Raw genomic sequence first — 18,397 nt, forward strand, 5'->3', positions numbered from 1 at the left:
CGCGCACGCGCCGACCCCCGCGTTCACTACCGCGGCAGCCGACGAACGTACGCCTACTACGACCGATGGTAGACGGCTGGGTTTGCACCTCCAATTCGCAGGGCACCCAAAGTGAGGAATACGTCGCCTACGAGTAACCCGTGCGCAATCGCCCGGGGGAAGGCACGACAGTAGGGTCGGACGGAACTAGGCTGGTGGGGGACGTCCTTCGGCACCGACTGCGTGCGCGCTCCACCCAGGCGCATCGCAGAGGTCGCCGAGCGACGATTCCTCGGAGCCACAACTCGAACGAATGTCAGGAGATTTCTGCTCGTGTCGATCACAGACGATATTGACGTCTTCACCACGGCGCACCACCCGAGCGACTGGACGGACCTGGACACCCGAGCGGTCGACACCGTTCGTGTTCTGGCAGCGGACGCAGTGCAGAAGGTCGGCAACGGCCACCCCGGAACCGCGATGAGCCTGGCCCCTCTCGCCTACACCCTCTTTCAGCGCACCATGCGCCACGATCCCACCGACACGCACTGGATCGGCCGCGACCGATTCGTCCTCTCGTGCGGTCACTCGAGCCTGACGCTGTACCTGCAGCTCTACTTGGGCGGCTTCGGACTCGAGCTCGCCGACATCGAGGCGCTGCGCACCTACAAGTCCAAGACTCCCGGGCACCCCGAGTTCCGCCACACCGACGGCGTCGAGATCACCACCGGTCCGCTCGGTCAGGGACTCGCCTCCGCCGTGGGTATGGCCATGGCGGCGCGCCGCGAGCGTGGCCTGTTCGATCCCGAGCCTGCACTCGGCGAGAGTCCGTTCGACCACTTCATCTACGTGATCGCCTCCGACGGCGACATCGAAGAAGGCGTCACGTCCGAGGCGTCGTCGCTGGCCGGTACACAGCAGCTCGGCAACCTGATCCTGTTCTACGACGACAACAAGATCTCGATCGAGCACTCCACCGACATCGCCCTGTCCGAGAACACGGCCGCGCGCTACGAGGCCTACGGCTGGCACGTGCAGGTGGTCGAGGGCGGCGAGAACGTCACTGCCATCGAAGAAGCCGTCGAGGCTGCCAAGGCTGTCACCGACAAGCCGTCGATCATCGTCCTGCGCACCATCATCGGTTTCCCGGCCCCCACCATGATGAACACCGGTGCTGTTCACGGTGCCGCACTGGGCGACGAGGAGATCGCGAAGGTCAAGCAGGCACTCGATTTCGACCCCGCCAAGACGTTCGAGGTCACCGACGAGGTCATCGGCCACACCCGCAAGCTGCAGGAACGCGGCCGTAAGGCCCACGCCGAGTGGACCGTCGAATTCGACGCCTGGGCCGCGCGCGAGCCCGAGCGCAAGAAGCTACTGGACCGCCTGACCCAGGGCACGTTGCCCGAGAACTGGACCGACGTTCTGCCCACCTGGGAGCCCGGCAGCAAGGCCGTCGCGACCCGTGCGGCGTCGGGCGAGGTTCTCAACGCCGTCGGACCTGTCCTCCCGGAGCTGTGGGGCGGCTCCGCCGACCTGGCCGGCAGCAACAACACCACGATCAAGGGTGCGAAGTCCTTCGGCCCCACGTCGATCTCCACCGACGACTGGGACGCCGAGCCGTACGGCCGCACGCTGCACTTCGGCATCCGTGAGCACGCGATGGGTGCCATCCTGTCCGGCATCGTCATGCACGGCCCGACCCGTGCCTACGGCGGAACGTTCATGCAGTTCAGCGACTACATGCGGCCGGCCGTTCGACTGGCGTCGTTGATGGACATCGACCCCATCTACGTGTGGACGCACGACTCCATCGGCCTCGGCGAGGACGGCCCGACGCACCAGCCGGTCGAGCATCTCGCCGCGCTGCGGGCCATCCCCAACCTGTCGGTGGTACGCCCCGGTGACGCCAACGAAACCGCATTCGCATGGCAGGCCGTGATGGCCAAGTCCAGCAGCAGCGGACCCGTCGGTCTCGCGCTGACGCGTCAGGGCATCCCGATTCTCGAGGGCACCAGCTACGAGGGCGTCTCGAAGGGTGGATACATTCTCGTCGAGTCGTCCAAGGCGACCCCGGACGTCGTCCTGATCGGCACCGGCTCCGAGCTGCAGTACGCCGTGGAGGCGCAGAAGCAGCTCGAGGCGCAGGGCATCGCCGCCCGCGTCGTCTCGATGCCGTGCGTCGAGTGGTTCGAGAGCCAGGATCAGAACTACCGCGACCAGGTGATCCCGCCCACCGTCAAGGCCCGGGTGTCGATCGAGGCCGGCATCGCGATGCCGTGGTGGAAGATCGTCGGCGGCTTCGGCGAGATCATCTCGCTCGAGCACTACGGCGAATCTGCCGACGCTGCAACACTTTTCCGCGAGTTCGGCTTCACGGCAGAGGCCGTCACCGCAGCCGCACAGCGCTCCATCACCAATGTGAAGGGATAATTCATGACCCAGAACAAGAATCTTGCAGAGCTCTCCGCCGCCGGCATCTCGGTATGGCTGGACGACCTGTCCCGCGACCGCATCCGCTCGGGCAACCTCAAGGACCTGATCGACACCAAGAGCGTCGTCGGAGTGACCACCAACCCGTCGATCTTCCAGGCGGCCCTGAGCACGGGCGAGGCTTACGACGAGCAGGTGAACAAGCTCGCCGGTGAAGGTGCCGACGTCGAGACCACGATCCGCACGGTCACCACGGACGACGTCCGGGAAGCATGCGACATCCTGATGCCTCAGTACGAGGCGAGTGCAGGCGTCGACGGCCGGGTGTCGATCGAGGTCGATCCCCGCATGGCCCACGACGCCGACAAGACGTACGAGCAGGCCGTCGAGCTGTGGAAGATCGTCGACCGCCCGAACCTGCTCATCAAGATTCCGGCCACCGAGGCAGGAATTCCCGCTATCGCCAAGGTGATCGGCGAGGGCATCAGCGTCAACGTCACGCTGATCTTCTCCGTCGAGCGCTACGAGCTGGTGATGAACGCATACCTCGAGGGTCTCGAGAAGGCCCGCGCGGCCGGTCACGACCTCGACAAGATCCACTCGGTCGCGTCGTTCTTCGTCTCCCGCGTGGACAGCGAGATCGATTCCCGGCTCGATGCGATCGGCACTCCCGATGCCGAGGCGCTCAAGGGCAAGGCCGCGCTGGCCAATGCTCGTCTCGCATACGTGGCGTACCAGCAGATCTTCGAGGTCGCTCCTCGGTTCCGCGAGCTCGTCGGCAGTGGCGCACGTCCGCAGCGTCCGCTGTGGGCCTCGACCGGCGTCAAGTCCGACGCCTACCCCGACACCATGTACGTCACCGAGCTCGTCTCGCCGAACACGGTGAACACGATGCCGGAGAAGACCATGGACGCGGTTGCCGATCACGGCGAGATCGTCGGCGACACGGTCTCGGGCAAGGGACCGGAATCCCAGGAAATCTTCGACCGCATCTCGGCGCTCGGTATCGACATCTCCGATGTCTTCCTGACGTTGGAGAACGAAGGCGTCCAGAAGTTCGAGGCTGCCTGGAACGAGTTGCTCGAGGCCACCGGCGAGCAGCTTCGCCAAGCAGGTCAGAAGAGCTGACCGACTGTGCCCACCGCAGAAACCGAACCTCTCCACTCCGCGGACTGGCTCAACCCTCTCCGCGACGCCCGAGACAAGCGGCTCCCCCGTATCGCGGGCCCGTGCAGCATGGTCATCTTCGGGGTGACCGGCGATCTCGCGCGTAAGAAGCTCATGCCTGCGGTGTACGACCTGGCGAACCGGGGGCTGCTACCCCCCGGTTTCGCCCTGGTCGGATTTGCCCGACGGGAATGGCAGAACCAGGACTTCGCCAAGATCGTGCACGATTCAGTGCGCGATCACGCGCGAACACCGTTCAGCGAGGAGGTGTGGAACACCCTCGCCGAAGGATTCCGGTTCGTCCAAGGCTCTTTCGACGACGACGACGCGTTCGACGAGCTGTCACGGACGCTGACCGAACTCGACGAGACCCGCGGCACCGGCGGGAATCACGCCTTCTATCTGTCCATCCCGCCGAGCGCGTTCCCGGTAGTCCTCGAGCAGCTGTCGCGCTCGGGCCTGGCGCAGAGCAAGGACGGCAACTGGCGACGCGTCGTCATCGAGAAGCCGTTCGGACACGATCTGCAGAGTGCGAAAGAGCTCAACGCGGTCGTGAACCGAGTGTTCCCCGAGGACACCGTGTTTCGTATCGACCACTATCTCGGCAAGGAGACGGTGCAGAACATCCTGGCACTGCGCTTCGCCAACCAGCTGTTCGATCCGATCTGGAATGCGCATTACGTCGACCACGTTCAGATCACGATGGCCGAGGACATCGGATTGGGCGGTCGCGCAGGGTATTACGACGGAATCGGTGCCGCCCGCGACGTCATCCAGAACCACCTTCTGCAGCTTCTCGCCATCACTGCGATGGAGGAGCCGGTCAGCTTCAACCCCAAGGAGCTGCAATCGGAGAAGATCAAGGTGCTCTCGGCCACCAAACTCGCCGAGCCACTCGATCGAACCTCGGCGCGCGGTCAGTATGCCGCGGGGTGGCAGGGCAGCCAGAAAGTGAAGGGCCTCAAGGAGGAAGAGGGCTTCGACTCCGAGTCGAACACCGAAACCTACGCCGCCATCACCCTGGAGGTGGATACGCGACGCTGGGGTGGGGTGCCGTTCTACCTTCGGACCGGCAAGGCACTCGGGCGTCGGGTCACCGAGATCGCAATGGTGTTCAAACGCGCTCCGCACCTACCGTTCGACGCCACGATGACCGAGGAACTCGGTCAGAACGCGTTGGTGATCCGAGTCCAGCCCGACGAGGGCGTGACGATGCGGTTCGGCTCCAAGGTGCCGGGCTCGAGCATGCAGGTGCGCGACGTCAGCATGGACTTCAGCTACGGCCAGGCGTTCACCGAATCCTCGCCCGAGGCGTACGAACGCCTCATCCTCGACGTGCTGCTCGGTGAGCCGTCGCTGTTCCCGGTCAATGCCGAAGTGGAACTGTCGTGGAAGATCCTCGACCCCATTCTGGAATTCTGGGCTTCCGGCGGCACCGCGGAGCCGTACGAAGCCGGTACCTGGGGGCCTTCCTCGGGTGACGAGATGATGCACCGCACCGGACGCGAATGGAGAAGACCGTGATTGTCGACATCCCCGCCACGACGACGGCCGAGGTCGGCAAGAAGTTGGTGGAGGTGCGCGAAGCAGGCGGTGCGGTGACCATCGGCCGGGTGCTGACACTGATCGTCGCCAGCCGTGATCCGGCCAAGGCCGAACGGGCGATCGACGCAGCGAACGAGGCCAGCCGCGAGCATCCGTGCCGCGTCATCGTGCTCATCCACGGAGACCGATCCGCCGAATCGAGCCTCGACGCACAGATCCGTGTGGGCGGAGACGCCGGTGCATCGGAGGTCGTGGTGTTGCGCCTGAACGGCGAACTCGCCGATCACGAGCACAGTGTGGTGATCCCGTTCCTGCTGCCCGATACCCCGATCGTGGCGTGGTGGCCGGACGAGGCACCGACCGTTCCGGCGAAGGATCCGCTGGGACGCTTGGCAATTCGCCGGATCACCGATGCCACGAACTCGCCCGACACCACGGCGACGATCAAGGGTCGGCTCAGCAGCTACACCGAGGGCGACACCGATCTCTCCTGGAGTCGCATCACGTACTGGCGCGGCCTGTTGGCCACCGCGCTCGACCAGGCTCCGTTCGAGGCGGTCGTCTCGGCCACGGTGTCCGGACTGGCCGAGGAACCCGCACTCGACATCCTGGCAGGTTGGCTGGCCGCCAAACTCGACGTGCCGGTCCACCGCCGTGCGGGTGAGCTGAAGGTGGAGCTGATCAGAGAGAACAGCAGCATCTCGCTGACGCGTCCGCAGACCGGCAAGACCGCAACCCTGCGACGCACCGGTCAGCCCGACGCGGAGGTCGCACTGGCGCGTCGCAACACTCGCGAGTGCCTCGCCGAGGAACTGCGCAGACTCGACACGGACGAGATCTACGAACTCGCCCTGCACGGACTGTCGAAAGTGAGCTATGAGTAAGACATCGGTACTCCAGTACTTGGACGCGCAGGCCCTGGTCGACGCTGCACGATCTCGCTTCGTCGACGTGGTCACGGCCGCGCAGGCCGAGCGTGGCTTCGCATCGGTGGTGCTCACCGGTGGTGGCACCGGAATCGCGCTGCTGGAAGCGCTACGTGAGGACTCCGGATCGATCGACTGGGGCAAGGTCGACATCTACTTCGGCGACGAACGCTTCCTGCCCTCGGGTGATCCCGAACGCAACGAGGTCCAGGCCTCGGAAGCGCTGCTCGATCACGTCGATGTTCACCCGGATCGGGTGTTCCGGATGGCCGCATCCGACGGACCACACGGAAGCGACCCCGAGGTGGCCGCCGCAACGTACGCACAGATCCTGCATTCCGGATCGGAGGGTGAGCCGACGCCCCGGTTCGACGTCCATCTCCTCGGAATGGGCGGCGAAGGCCATATCAATTCACTCTTCCCCCACACCGATGCAGTGCGTGAGCAGCACCGCTTCGTCGTGGCGGTCGAGGACTCCCCCAAGCCCCCGCCGGTGCGCATCACACTGACGCTGCCTGCGGTTCGCCGCGCACAGCACGTGTGGTTGCTCGTCTCGGGAGCGAACAAAGCCGACGCCGTCGCCGCTGCGGTGGGCGGAGCCGATTCCGACGACGTCCCGTCGGCAGGCGCGCTCGGCACCGAATCGACGGTCTGGTTCGTCGATGCAGGCGCTGCGTCCAAGCTGGACACCGTCTGATCCCACCCGACTAATCGGGGTCGGCAGCGTCGGGGTCACATCCGGGCCGCTCGCAGTCGTAGTCGCCGACGCTCCGGGCATATCCTGATATCGAACGACCGATCCGCCTACTGCTCATGCGGTAGGCGGATCCGTCTCTCCAGGTATCGATCGAACTGCTGCACTGCGTCATACCTCGTTGGACGCGATCGACCGACAACCGGTTCCTCGCCCCTCGTGCGTGGCTAACCGCTGTTGCGCAGCGCCGTCGCGAGACCGTTCATCGTCAGCAGAATTCCTCGCTTGACCCGTTCGTCGTCGTCACCGTTGCGGTATCGACGCAGCATCTCGACCTGCATCTGATTCAGTGGCTCGAGGTACGGGAAGCGATTGTGCACCGAGCGCTCGAGCGACGGGTTGTCTTCGAGCAGGCGACTGTGACCGGTGATCTTCAGGTACATCCGCACCGTCGTGGCATGTTCGGCTTCGATCATCCCGAAGATCCGCGCGCGCAGGTCCGCGTCGGGAACCAACTCCGCGTACCGAGCCGCGATGCCCAGATCCGATTTCGCCATGACCTGCGCGAGGTTGGACAGAACGGTCTGGAAGAACGGCCACTTTCGGTACAGCTCGGTCAGCACCTCGAGTTTGGATTCGTCGTCGCCGACCCACTCCTCGAATGCCGAACCGGTGCCGTACCAGCCGGGCAGCATCACGCGGCACTGACTCCACGACATCACCCAAGGAATGGCACGCAGGTCGTACACCGAGTTCGTCGGCTTTCTCGATGCCGGACGGGAGCCGATGTTCAGCTCACCGACCTCGGCTACCGGCGTCGACGTTCGGAAGTACTCGACGAAACCGGGCTCCTCGTGCACCAGCCGGCCGTAGGCCGCACGCGCCTTCGCGGCGAGGTCGTCCAGGATGTCGTATGCGGCTTCTGCGCCGTCTCCGAGACCCTCCACATCCAGCAGAGTCGATTCGAGAGTTCCCGCGACCAGAGACTCGAGGTTTCGGCGCGCTATGGACGGCTCGGCGTATTTCGCCGCGATGATCTCGCCCTGCTCGGTGAGCCGCAACGATCCCTGTACCACTCCGGGCGGCTGCGCCAGGATCGCGTCGTAGCTGGGACCGCCGCCGCGGCCGACCGTACCGCCTCGACCGTGGAACAGCCGCAAGCGAATACCCGTCTTGCGTGAGGCCTCGAGCAGATCCAGCTCGGCGCGGTACAGCGCCCAGTTCGCCGCGAGGTATCCACCGTCCTTGTTCGAGTCCGAATACCCCAGCATGACTTCCTGGTTCATGCCGCGCCCAGCGACCAGCGCGCGATAGATCGGAACGTCGAGCGTGGCGAGCAGGGTCGCGGCACCCTGCTGCAGATCCTCGATGGTCTCGAACAGTGGCACGACACCCACCGTCGACGTGGGTGCCGAGCCGTCGGTGCCGGGGTCGAAGATGCCCGCTTCCTTGAGCAGCAACGCCGCTTCGAGCATGTCACTGACCGACTGACACATGCTGATGACGTAGTTCTGGATGGTGTCGGGGCCCAGGTGGTCGATGGCCTCCTTGGCGGCCCTGACGATGCCCAGTTCCTTGGTGGCGAGCTCACTCAGTTGCGCGTTGGGGCCGACCAGCGGCCGCCTGGTCGCAAGATCCTGCGACAGAACCGCGACCCGCTCGTCCTCCCCGAGGGACATGTAATCGGAGTGGACACCGGCCCAGGCCAACAGCTCGGCGACCACCTCTTCGTGTGTCTCGGAGTTCTGCCTCATGTCCAACGCCTGCAGATGGAATCCGAACGTCTCGACCGACTGCCGAAGCCGGAGCAGACGATCATCGGCGATCAATGCATCCCCGTCGGCCCGCAGAGCCCGATCGATGACGTCGAGGTCGTCGAGAACGTCTTGCGGACCGGCGTACTTCTGCGCACCGAGGTCGATCCCGGAGACCGGCACCGCGTCGAGCACCGCCCGGGCGGTGGCCGTGAGCCGCGCCCGGATACCGGCGACGGCGACGCGATACGGCTCGTCCGATCGACGGTCGTCCGGCTCGGTCGATGCGCCGGCCAGAGCCTTGAGATCCTCGGTGACATCCACCAGACGCGCGGACATCGACAATTCCTTCTCCAGCGCGACCAATTCGTCGAGGTAATGCTCGAACGCCACGTATCCCGCTTGATGGGTTGCGGTGTGGACCACCTCTGCGGTCACGTTCGGATTGCCGTCGCGGTCGCCGCCGATCCAGGAACCGGGCCGGAGAATGGGGCGAGGCAGTAGATCGTCCTCGGGCCACCGTGCCCGCAGCGCTGCCCGCACGTCGGCGTTCAACGCCGGCATGACATCGAACAGGGAGGACTCGAAGTACCGGAGGCCGACTTCGATTTCGTCCTGAATCCTCAACCGCGACAACCGAATCAGAGCCGTCTCCCACAGGGTCAGTACTTGCCTGCGGATCTGCACGTCGATGGCGGCCAGTTCCTTCGCCGCAGTGGCGGCCTTGCCCTCACGTGCCGCAGCGGCGACATCGCGGCGCCGCATCAGCTCGGTGATCTTCGACTGCACATCGAACACGGTGCGTCGACGTGTTTCGGTTGGGTGCGCGGTGATCACCGGCGCGACCAACGCATCTGTCAGGGCCGCGGCCACCTGCTCGCGCGACGGTGCTGCGGCATCGATCTTGAGCCAGGTGGCGTCGAGACTGCTGTCCTGTGGCGGGTCCTCGCGGTCGAGGTGAATCGCTCGACGACGTTCGCGGTGCAGGTCCTCGGCAAGATTGGCCAGCAGCGAGAAGTGACTGAACGCGCGAATCAGTGGAACTGCCTGTGCCACTTCGACGTCGGTGTAGCGACCGACGGAATCGTCGCGTTCTATCTCCGACCTGCGTACCGCGAAGGATTCGACGCGAGCCGACTCGATCAGCTCGAAGACGTCGTCGCCCTCGTGCTCGCGAATGATCTCACCCAGGATGCCGCCCAGATAGCGGATGTCCTCACGGAGAGGCTCTGTCAACTCCCGACCCTGAGCTGTCGGTGGGACGAAGGCTGGGGAACCGACTGACTCGTAGGAGGATTCGCTCATCCACCCAGTATCGTCGCTCCGTCACCAACTCGCACTCGGAGCCGAATCCGATCAGGTGTATTTGATCTCCAGACCGATACCGAGGATGGCGATGAGCCAGATGATGCCGGTGAAGACCGTGAGGCGATCGAGGTTCTTCTCGACAACGGTGGAACCGGAGAGGCTGGACTGCACTCCGCCACCGAACAGGCTGGACAATCCGCCGCCCTTGCCGCGATGCAGCAGGATCAGCAAGATCAGTGCCAGGCTGGTGACGACCAGCAGAATATCCAGAAACAGATCCATGTCCACCTCAAACTCGATTCGATGCCTTCAGCAGCCTACCTGGCCCCGCGAACGGCTTCGGACACCCCGCCGAAGCGAGGTGTCCGAAAACCGTTCGGTACAGCGTTGCCGATGGCCGATCAGGGCAGGGGTCCACCTGCGGCGATGGCCGACAACGTGGCGAACTCGTCCGCCTTGAGCGAGGCGCCACCGACGAGGGCACCGTCGACATCGGGCTGTCCGACGATCTCGCCGACGTTCTTCGCGTTGACCGAGCCGCCGTAGAGCACTCGCACGCCCGCGGCGACCTCGTCCGAGGACAGCGCCTTCAGTTCCTCACGAATGGCACCGCACACTTCCTGAGCGTCCGACGCCGACGCGACCCGGCCGGTACCGATGGCCCATACCGGCTCGTAGGCGATGACGACCTTGGAGATGTCGTCGGCCGACAGTCCTTCGAGCGACCCGCGCAGCTGTGCCACGTTGTAGGCCACGTGCTCGCCGGCCTCACGGATGTTCAGACCCTCGCCGATGCACACGATCGGAGTGAGCCCGTTCTTCAGGGCCGCCTTCGTCTTGGCGAGCACGACGGCGTCGTCCTCGCTGTGCAGCGTGCGTCGCTCGGAGTGACCGACGACGACGAAGGTGCACCCCAGCTTGGCCAACATCGATCCGCTGATCTCGCCGGTGAAGGCACCCTTGTCCTCGGACGAGACGTCCTGTGCACCGTAGGTGAGCAGCAGTTTGTCGCCCTCGACCAGGGTCTGCACGCTGCGGATGTCGGTGAACGGCGGGATCACCGTCACGTCGACCTTGTCGAAGTACTTCTCGGGCAACGAGAATGCGATCTTCTGCACCAGCGAGATGGCCTCGAGGTGGTTGAGGTTCATCTTCCAGTTGCCCGCGATGAGCGGCTTACGTGCCATGCGTTACGCCTCCAGGACGGATAGGCCGGGGAGCTGCTTGCCTTCGAGGTATTCGAGGGATGCACCGCCGCCGGTGGAGATGTGCGAGAAGCCGTCGTCGGGCAGTCCCAGGGTGCGTACCGCCGCGGCCGAGTCGCCGCCACCGACGACGCTGAACGCGCCCTTCTCGGTGGCTCCGATGATCGCTTCGGCGATGCCCTTGGTGCCGGCCGAGAACTTGGCGAACTCGAACACTCCGGCCGGTCCGTTCCAGAAGACGGTCTTGGCATTCGAGAGGACAACAGCGAAGCGGCTGCCCGAATCGGGTCCGATGTCCAGACCCATCCAGCCGTCCGGAATCTCGGATGCCTTCACGGTCTTCGCCTCGGCGTCCGCCGCGAACTTGTCTCCGACGACGATGTCGACGGGCAGGTGGATCACGTCGCCGAAACGCTCGAGCAGGTCCTTGCAGACCCCGATCTGATCCTCCTGCAACAGCGAGTTGCCGACCGAATACCCCTGCGCGGCAAGGAAAGTGAACGCCATACCGCCGCCGATGACGAGGGTGTCGACCTTGGGGGCCAACGCCTCGATGACGCCCAGCTTGTCCGAGACCTTGGAGCCGCCGAGCACCACCGCGTACGGACGCGCGGCGTCCTCGGTGAGCTTGGCCAGTACCTCGACCTCGGCAGCGACGAGAGTGCCCGCGTAGTGCGGCAGCAACTGCGCCACGTCGTAGACCGATGCCTGCTTACGGTGCACGACGCCGAATCCGTCGGAGACGAATGCTGCGTCGTCGCCGGCCAGAGCAACGAGCTCACGAGCCAGAGCAGCTCGCTCGGACTCGTCCTTGCTGGTCTCGCGCGGATCGAAGCGAATGTTCTCGAGCAGCAGCACGTCGCCGTCGGTCAGACCCTCGGCCCGAGCCTCGGCGTCCTGACCCACCACGTCGCCCGCGAGCTGAACGTGGCGGCCCAGCAGTTCGCCGAGCTTCGCTGCGACCGGAGCCAGGCTGTACTTCGCGTCCGGCTTGCCGTCGGGACGACCGAGGTGCGCGGTCACGATGACCTTGGCACCCGCCTCGACCAGTGCCCGAAGAGTCGGGATCGACGCCTGGATGCGGCCGGGGTCGGTGATCGTGCCGTCCTCGAGCGGGACATTGAAGTCCGATCGCACGAGGACGCCACGGCCTTCGACACCGGCATCGAGCAGATCCTGCAGTGTCTTGACAGCCATCGGTGTCAGAGGGACTTGCCGACGAGACCGATGAGGTCGGCGAGGCGGTTGGAGTAGCCCCACTCGTTGTCGTACCAGGAGACGATCTTGACCTGGTCGTCGATGACCTTCGTCAGCGGCGCGTCGAAGATCGACGAGTGCGGGTCGGTGACGATGTCCGAGGAGACGATCGGATCGGTGTTGTACTTCAGGATGCCCTTGAGGGGGCCCTCGGCTGCGGCCTTCATGGCGGCGTTGATGTCGTCGGCGCTGGCCTTCTTCTTCAACAGCGCAGTCAGGTCGGTGACCGAGCCGGTGGGGATCGGTACCCGAAGCGCGTAGCCGTCGAGCTTGCCGAGCAGCTGCGGGAGAACCAGGCCGATGGCCTTGGCCGCGCCGGTGCCGGTCGGCACCACGTTCAGGGCTGCGGCGCGGGCGCGACGCAGATCGCTGTGCGGCCCGTCCTGCAGGTTCTGGTCCTGCGTGTACGCGTGAATGGTGGTCATCAGACCCGAGACGATGCCGAACTCGTCGTCGAGAACCTTGGCGATGGGGCCGAGGCAGTTGGTGGTGCACGACGCGTTGGAGATGATGTTCTGGCTGCCGTCGTACTTGTCGTCGTTGACGCCCATCACGATGGTGATGTCCTCGCCCTTGGCGGGCGCGGAGATGATGACCTTCTTGGCACCGGCGTCGATGTGGCCCTGTGCCTTCGCAGCGTCGGTGAAGATGCCGGTGGACTCGACGACGACGTCGACACCCAGGTCACCCCACGGAAGTGCGGACGGGCCCTCACGCAGCGACAGCGCCTTGATCTTCTGGCCACCGACGACGATGGTGTCCTCGCCCTCGAGCGAGACATCGTGCGGCAAGCGACCCAGGATCGAGTCGTACTTGAGCAGGTGTGCGAGCGATGCGTTGTCGGTCAGGTCGTTGACAGCAACGATTTCGATGTCGGTGGTACCGAGCGCCTTCTGCGCATCGACAGCCCTGAAGAAGTTACGCCCGATGCGGCCGAAGCCGTTGACGCCTACCCGGATCGTCACTGTTCGCTCCTAAAAGTTGTGAAAACAGATGTTTGATTGTGCCTGCGTGCGGGGTGCCACACGCGGTTCCCACCCTAGTGTGCGCGCAGGCAGAGCGCGCGCATCACGTGATCGGGCCGGTCATGCCTCGTCGAGCAACTCGGCGGTGACGGCGGACTCGGTGTCCGGAATTCCGGTTTCCTTCGCCTTGCGGTCGGCCATGGACAGCAGGCGTCGAATTCGGCCTGCCACAGCGTCCTTGGTCATCGGCGGGTCGGCCAACTGGCCGAGTTCCTCGAGCGACGCCTGGCGATGCTGCACTCGGAGCGAGCCCGCGGCGGCCAGATGATCCGGCACATCCTCGCCGAGGATGTGCAGGGCCCGCTCGACGCGCGCTGCGGCGGCGACGGCGGCCCTGGCCGAGCGGCGCAGGTTGGCGTCGTCGAAGTTGGCGAGCCGGTTCGCGGTGGCCCTGACCTCGCGTCGCATCCGTCGTTCTTCCCAGATCAACCGGGTGTCCTGTGCGCCCATGCGGGTGAGCAGTGCCCCGATCGCCTCGCCGTCGCGGACGACCACTCGATCGGTGCCGCGGACCTCGCGTGCCTTGGCGGCCACGCCGAGGCGTCGAGCGGCTCCGACGAGCGCGAGAGCTGCCTCGGGTCCCGGACAGCTGATCTCCAGAGCCGAGGACCGACCCGGCTCGGTGAGTGAACCGTGCGCCAGGAATGCGCCCCGCCATGCCGCCTCGGAGTCCCCCACCGTGCCGCCGACCACCTGGGCGGGCAACCCGCGAACCGGGCGACCGCGCAGGTCCAACAGGCCGGTCTGCCGCGCCAGTGCCTCGCCGTCCTTGGCCACGCGCACCACGTAGCGAGAAGTCTTGCGGAGCCCGCCCGCTCCGAGCATGTGCACGTCGGAGGAGTAGCCGTACAGCTCGAAGATCTCCCGACGCAGCCGTCTCGCAATGGACCCGAGGTCCACCTCTGCCTCGACCACCACTCGGCCTGCCACGATGTGCAATCCGCCGGCGAATCGCAGGAGTGCGGACACCTCGGCCTTGCGGCAACTGACCTGACTGACGGTGAGCCTGCTCAGCTCGTCCTTGACCTCCGCTGTCATGGCCACGAAGTGATCCCCTCTCTGCGTGCGGTAGTCGGTGCGGTGCCGTCGGTGGACGACACGATGGAACCGAGAGCCGCAGCAAGCTTGCCGTAATGATGTGCGTGGGTGCCGTTTTCGGCAACGTCGACGTAGACGACCTCGGCACCGAGCCGGGCCGCTGCCCGCGCCACGTGCTCGCGGTTGCTGCCTTCCGGGACCGAGGCGGAATCGACCAACACGTAGTCGATTCCCAAATCCGGTGCGTGTTGGGAGAGTACGTGGACATGGCGCTCGGCGGAGAATCCGGTGGTCTCCCCCAGCTCCGGTGCGAGGTTCAACACCAGTACCTTCGGCGCGCTGGTGCGAGCGAGCGCGGCGAGCTGATCGGGCACCAACACGTGCGGGATGACGCTGGAGAACCACGATCCCGGTCCGAGCACCACGAGGTCGGCCTTCTCGATCGCAGCGAGTGCATCCGCCGAGGCAGGCGGCTCGGGTGGCAGCAGTCGAACGCGGCGAACCTTGCCCGGAGTCGTCGCCACCGCAACCTGTCCGCGAATGACGCGGCTCACGCGTGGGTCGTCCTCGAGACCGGAGACGTCGGCCTCGATGTCGAGTGCGATCGGCGACATCGGAAGCACCCGTCCGTCGATTCCGAGCATCCGCACCATCTCGTCGAGTGCGGCGATCGGATCGCCCAGTACTTCGGTGAGGCCGGCGAGGATGAGGTTGCCCACCGAATGTCCGGCCAGAGCGCCCGTGCCGCCGAAGCGGTGCTGCAGGACGTCCGTCCAGAGCTGCGTCCTCTCGTCCGATCGTGCCAGCGCAGCCAGTGCCATGCGCAGGTCTCCGGGCGGAATGACGCCGAGCTCGGCCCGCAGACGCCCCGAGGATCCCCCGTCGTCGGCGACCGTGACGATGGCGGTGACGTCGGGACCGAGCAGCCGGGCCGCCGACAGCGTGGCGTACAGGCCGTGCCCGCCGCCGAGCGCGACGATCCTGGGGCCCGCTGCCGGTACCTCGGTGTCGACCTCGCTCATTCGCGACCCAGATCCCGATGCAGCACGCGCACCGACACATCACCCTGGTCGGCGAGAATTGCCGCCAGTGCCTCGGTCATCGCGACACTTCGATGCTTCCCTCCGGTGCAGCCAACGGCCACCGTCATGTACCTCTTGCCTTCCCGCACGTATCCCTCGATGGTCAGATTCAGCAGGTGCGTGTACGTCTGCAGGTAATCGCGTGCCCCGTCCTGCCCCAACACGTAATCGCGAACGTCCGCGTCCTGGCCGGTATGTTCGCGCAGCTCGGGCACCCAATGTGGGTTGGGCAGAAAGCGCACGTCGCAGACCAGGTCGGCGTCCATCGGCAGGCCGTACTTGAAGCCGAAAGACTGCACGGTGACGCCCACTCCTGTGGTCTCGGCCGCACCGAACACCGTCTCGATCTTGCGCCGGAGTTGATGCACGGACAGGGACGTGGTGTCCACCGTGAGATCCGCAGCTGCCTTCACCTGAGCGAGTCGCAACCGTTCGGCGGTGATGCCCTCGGTCAGTGTTCCGTCCTGACCGTCGTTCTGCAGGGGATGGCTACGCCGGTTGGACTCGAATCGACGGATCAGCACTGCGTCGGACGCGTCCAGGAAGAGCACTCTGTTGCGCACGCCCTTGGAGTCGAGTTCTTTCACCACCCAGCCCAGATCGCCGGTGAACAGGCGGCTTCGAACGTCCATCACCAGTGCCAGACGCTCGATTCTGGGCTTGGACTCGCGTCCGAGATCCACCATCTTGGAGATGAGCTCCGGCGGTAGGTTGTCGGCGACGTACCAGCCGAGATCCTCGAGAATCTTGGCCGCAGTGCGCAATCCTGCACCGGACACCCCGGTGACCAACGCCACTTCGATCTCGTCGTGCTGCGACTCCCCCTCGATGGACTGCTCGAGGTGTTCTTCGGACGGTGGATGTCTCTGTGTCTGGTGTTCGCTCACTACGAAGCCTGTCCCGCCGATTCCACACGCGGTGCGATCGCATGTTCCGCCGTGTTCTCGCCCGATGTCGTTGCACTTGCGTTGCCATCATCGCCTACATCGGCGTCGTCCGTGTCGGAACCCAGCGCGGCCAGCACCGACTTGGCCGTGGTCTCTCCGATTCCCGGAACCTCGACAATCTCCGCGACCGTCGCACGCTTGAGGTTGGCGACCGAACCGAAGTGTGCCACCAACGCTGTTCGACGCGACTCACCGAGTCCGCGAACCGAATCGAGGGCCGACGCCGTCATCCGCCGTGATCGCTTGCTGCGATGGAACGTGATCGCAAACCGGTGCGCTTCGTCTCGGACCCGTTGCAGCAGATAGAGCGATTCGCTCGTGCGCGGCAGGATGACCGGATCCTCCTCCCCCGGAACCCATACTTCCTCGAGACGCTTCGCCAGACCGACCACAGCGACGTCGGTCACGCCGAGCTCGTCCAGTACCGCTGCGGCGGCGGCCACCTGAGGGGCACCGCCGTCGACGACGAAGAGGTTGGGTGGATACGCGAACTTTCGTGGTCTGCCGGTCTGCGGATCCAAGGCCGCTTCGGGGGCCAGATCGCCCCCTGTTCCCTCGGCCGAGCCGTCGGCCGAGTGTCGCAGGAATCGGCGACGAGTCACCTCGGCGATGCTCGCCACGTCGTCGGAATGCCCGTCGCCTGCCGCTTCCTTGATCGCGTAGTGGCGGTAGTCGCTCTTGCGGGGCAGTCCGTCCTCGAAGACGACGAGCGAGGCCACCACGTCGGTTCCCTGCACGTGGGAGATGTCGATGCACTCGATACGCAGTGGTGCGGAATCCAGATCCAGCGCCTCCTGAATACCCTGCAGCGCAGCCGATCTGGACGTGAAGTCGCCTGCACGCTTGAGCTTGTGCTGCTGCAGGGCCTCCTTGGCGTTGCGCTCGACGGTCTCGGCCAACGCCTTCTTGTCGCCGCGTTGCGGAACGCGCAGGGTCACGTTCGAGCCCCGGAGTTCACTGAGCCAGACCTGAACCTCGTCGGCGTTGTCCGGCAGGACCGGAACCAGTACTTCCCTCGGGACGGCATTGGATCCGCCGTCGTCGCCGCCCGGTGCCTGTGCGGACAGGGCGGCCTGCTCGCCGTAGAACTGCGTCAGGAACTGTTCGACCAGAGCGGGCAGATCGGCCTCGTCCTGGCGTTCGATCACCTCGCCTGCCTTCTCCACCACCCAGCCGCGTTGCCCTCGCACACGGCCGCCGCGGACGTGGAATACCTGAACTGCCGCTTCCAGGGCATCGGTGGCGAAGGCGACGAGATCGGCGTCGGTGCCGTCGCCGAGCACAACCGCCTGCTTCTCCAATGCTCGACGCAGCGCACCGACGTCGTCTCGCAGACGCGCGGCGGTCTCGAAATCGAGGTCCTCGGACGCAGCCTGCATCTTCTTCTCGAGCTGACGAACGAGCTTGTCCGTCTTACCGGCCAGGAAGTCACAGAAGTCCTCGACGGTGCGCCGATGCTCGTCGGCGCTGACTCGGCCGACACACGGTGCCGAGCACTTGTCGATGTAACCCAGCAGGCAGGGCCTGCCGATCTGATTGTGGCGCTTCAACACTCCGGTCGAGCACGTGCGCGCGGGGAACACCCGCAACAGAAGATCCAGCGTCTCCCGAATGGCCCACGCGTGCGCGTAGGGGCCGAAATACCGCACGCCCTTGCGCCTCGGTCCGCGGTAGACGAACAACCGCGGGTATTCCTCGTTCATCGTCACCGCGAGCATCGGATAGCTCTTGTCGTCGCGGTAGCGGACGTTGAACCGCGGATCGAATTCCTTGATCCAGTTGTACTCGAGCTGCAGGGCCTCGACTTCGGTGGTCACCACGGTCCACTCCACCGAAGCCGCGGTGGTCACCATCTGGCGGGTGCGAGGATGCAGCGAGGCGATGTCGGCGAAGTAGGAATTGAGCCGACTGCGGAGGCTTTTGGCCTTTCCTACGTAGACGACGCGACCGTGCGGATCGCGGAATTTGTACACCCCCGGCTCCACCGGGATGGTTCCGGTGGCCGGGCGGTAGGTAGCGGGGTCGGACACGGCAACC

14 protein-coding genes are annotated in these 18,397 nt (G+C 65.4%); 5 read left to right on the forward strand and 9 right to left on the reverse strand.

From position 1 onward, the window contains the following. The first annotated feature begins 312 nt into the window (after positions 1–312). The 5 genes from tkt to pgl are packed head-to-tail and all read left to right on the forward strand — an operon-like array spanning position 313 to position 6,747. A complete protein-coding gene (gene tkt, locus QM615_RS01305; RefSeq protein WP_283346934.1) occupies positions 313–2,412 on the forward strand; it encodes a transketolase in 2,100 nt (699 codons plus the stop codon). A 3-nt stretch (positions 2,413–2,415) separates the two neighbouring features. Beyond that, positions 2,416–3,540: a transaldolase gene (gene tal, locus QM615_RS01310; protein WP_149405828.1), complete on the forward strand. Its 1,125-nt coding sequence runs from the start codon at positions 2,416–2,418 to the stop codon at positions 3,538–3,540. Between the two features lie 6 nt (positions 3,541–3,546). Then, complete coding sequence (gene zwf, locus QM615_RS01315) at positions 3,547–5,103, forward strand: glucose-6-phosphate dehydrogenase (RefSeq protein WP_283346935.1); 1,557 nt, start codon at positions 3,547–3,549, stop codon at positions 5,101–5,103. Further along, positions 5,100–6,008, forward strand: coding sequence for a glucose-6-phosphate dehydrogenase assembly protein OpcA (gene opcA, locus QM615_RS01320; protein WP_170946023.1), 909 nt, complete (start codon positions 5,100–5,102; stop codon positions 6,006–6,008). Before zwf ends, opcA begins: the two co-directional genes overlap by 4 nt. Further along, positions 6,001–6,747, forward strand: a complete 747-nt coding sequence (pgl, locus tag QM615_RS01325; RefSeq protein WP_269594153.1) for a 6-phosphogluconolactonase — start codon at positions 6,001–6,003, stop codon at positions 6,745–6,747. Before opcA ends, pgl begins: the two co-directional genes overlap by 8 nt. Positions 6,748–6,971: 224 nt before the next feature. Here the strand turns inward: pgl and ppc are convergent, their stop codons facing one another. The 9 genes from ppc to uvrC all read right to left on the reverse strand — a co-directional run bounded on the left by ppc (position 6,972) and on the right by uvrC (position 18,390). Continuing rightward, positions 6,972–9,803 carry a phosphoenolpyruvate carboxylase gene (gene ppc, locus QM615_RS01330; RefSeq protein WP_269594154.1) on the reverse strand — a complete coding sequence of 944 codons (2,832 nt, stop codon included), beginning with the start codon at positions 9,801–9,803 and terminating at the stop codon, positions 6,972–6,974. Between the two features lie 51 nt (positions 9,804–9,854). Next, complete coding sequence (secG, locus tag QM615_RS01335; protein WP_068050526.1) at positions 9,855–10,088, reverse strand: preprotein translocase subunit SecG; 234 nt, start codon at positions 10,086–10,088, stop codon at positions 9,855–9,857. A gap of 119 nt (positions 10,089–10,207) precedes the next feature. Then, positions 10,208–10,993 (reverse strand): triose-phosphate isomerase, encoded by a 786-nt coding sequence (tpiA, locus tag QM615_RS01340; RefSeq protein WP_068050527.1) that lies wholly within the window; start codon positions 10,991–10,993, stop codon positions 10,208–10,210. Between the two features lie 3 nt (positions 10,994–10,996). After that, complete coding sequence (locus tag QM615_RS01345) at positions 10,997–12,208, reverse strand: phosphoglycerate kinase (RefSeq protein WP_269594155.1); 1,212 nt, start codon at positions 12,206–12,208, stop codon at positions 10,997–10,999. Positions 12,209–12,213: 5 nt separating this feature from the next. Then, positions 12,214–13,233 (reverse strand): type I glyceraldehyde-3-phosphate dehydrogenase, encoded by a 1,020-nt coding sequence (gene gap / locus QM615_RS01350; RefSeq protein WP_032365753.1) that lies wholly within the window; start codon positions 13,231–13,233, stop codon positions 12,214–12,216. A gap of 120 nt (positions 13,234–13,353) precedes the next feature. Beyond that, complete coding sequence (whiA, locus tag QM615_RS01355; protein WP_068050529.1) at positions 13,354–14,337, reverse strand: DNA-binding protein WhiA; 984 nt, start codon at positions 14,335–14,337, stop codon at positions 13,354–13,356. Further along, entirely contained in the window at positions 14,328–15,353 is a 1,026-nt protein-coding gene (locus QM615_RS01360) for a gluconeogenesis factor YvcK family protein (RefSeq protein ID WP_149405832.1), read from the reverse strand. The genes whiA and QM615_RS01360 overlap by 10 nt, the downstream gene beginning before the upstream one ends. Then, positions 15,350–16,243, reverse strand: coding sequence for an RNase adapter RapZ (gene rapZ, locus QM615_RS01365; RefSeq protein WP_094642373.1), 894 nt, complete (start codon positions 16,241–16,243; stop codon positions 15,350–15,352). The genes QM615_RS01360 and rapZ overlap by 4 nt, the downstream gene beginning before the upstream one ends. 56 nt (positions 16,244–16,299) lie before the next feature. Continuing rightward, positions 16,300–18,390: an excinuclease ABC subunit UvrC gene (uvrC, locus tag QM615_RS01370; protein ID WP_269594157.1), complete on the reverse strand. Its 2,091-nt coding sequence runs from the start codon at positions 18,388–18,390 to the stop codon at positions 16,300–16,302. Positions 18,391–18,397 lie beyond the last annotated feature (7 nt).

The organism is Rhodococcus sp. IEGM 1341, assembly GCF_030056895.1.
Lineage (GTDB): Bacteria > Actinomycetota > Actinomycetes > Mycobacteriales > Mycobacteriaceae > Rhodococcoides.

Excerpts from the sequence above, each read along its gene's own strand:
- secG (WP_068050526.1), bottom strand. The coding sequence starts at position 10,088 with ATGGATCTGTTTCTGGATATTCTGCTGGTCGTCACCAGCCTGGCACTG.
- tal (WP_149405828.1), top strand. The coding sequence starts at position 2,416 with ATGACCCAGAACAAGAATCTTGCAGAGCTCTCCGCCGCCGGCATCTCG.
- QM615_RS01345 (WP_269594155.1), bottom strand. The coding sequence starts at position 12,208 with ATGGCTGTCAAGACACTGCAGGATCTGCTCGATGCCGGTGTCGAAGGC.
- ppc (WP_269594154.1), bottom strand. The coding sequence starts at position 9,803 with ATGAGCGAATCCTCCTACGAGTCAGTCGGTTCCCCAGCCTTCGTCCCA.
- QM615_RS01360 (WP_149405832.1), bottom strand. The coding sequence starts at position 15,353 with ATGAGCGAGGTCGACACCGAGGTACCGGCAGCGGGCCCCAGGATCGTC.
- tpiA (WP_068050527.1), bottom strand. The coding sequence starts at position 10,993 with ATGGCACGTAAGCCGCTCATCGCGGGCAACTGGAAGATGAACCTCAAC.
- pgl (WP_269594153.1), top strand. The coding sequence starts at position 6,001 with ATGAGTAAGACATCGGTACTCCAGTACTTGGACGCGCAGGCCCTGGTC.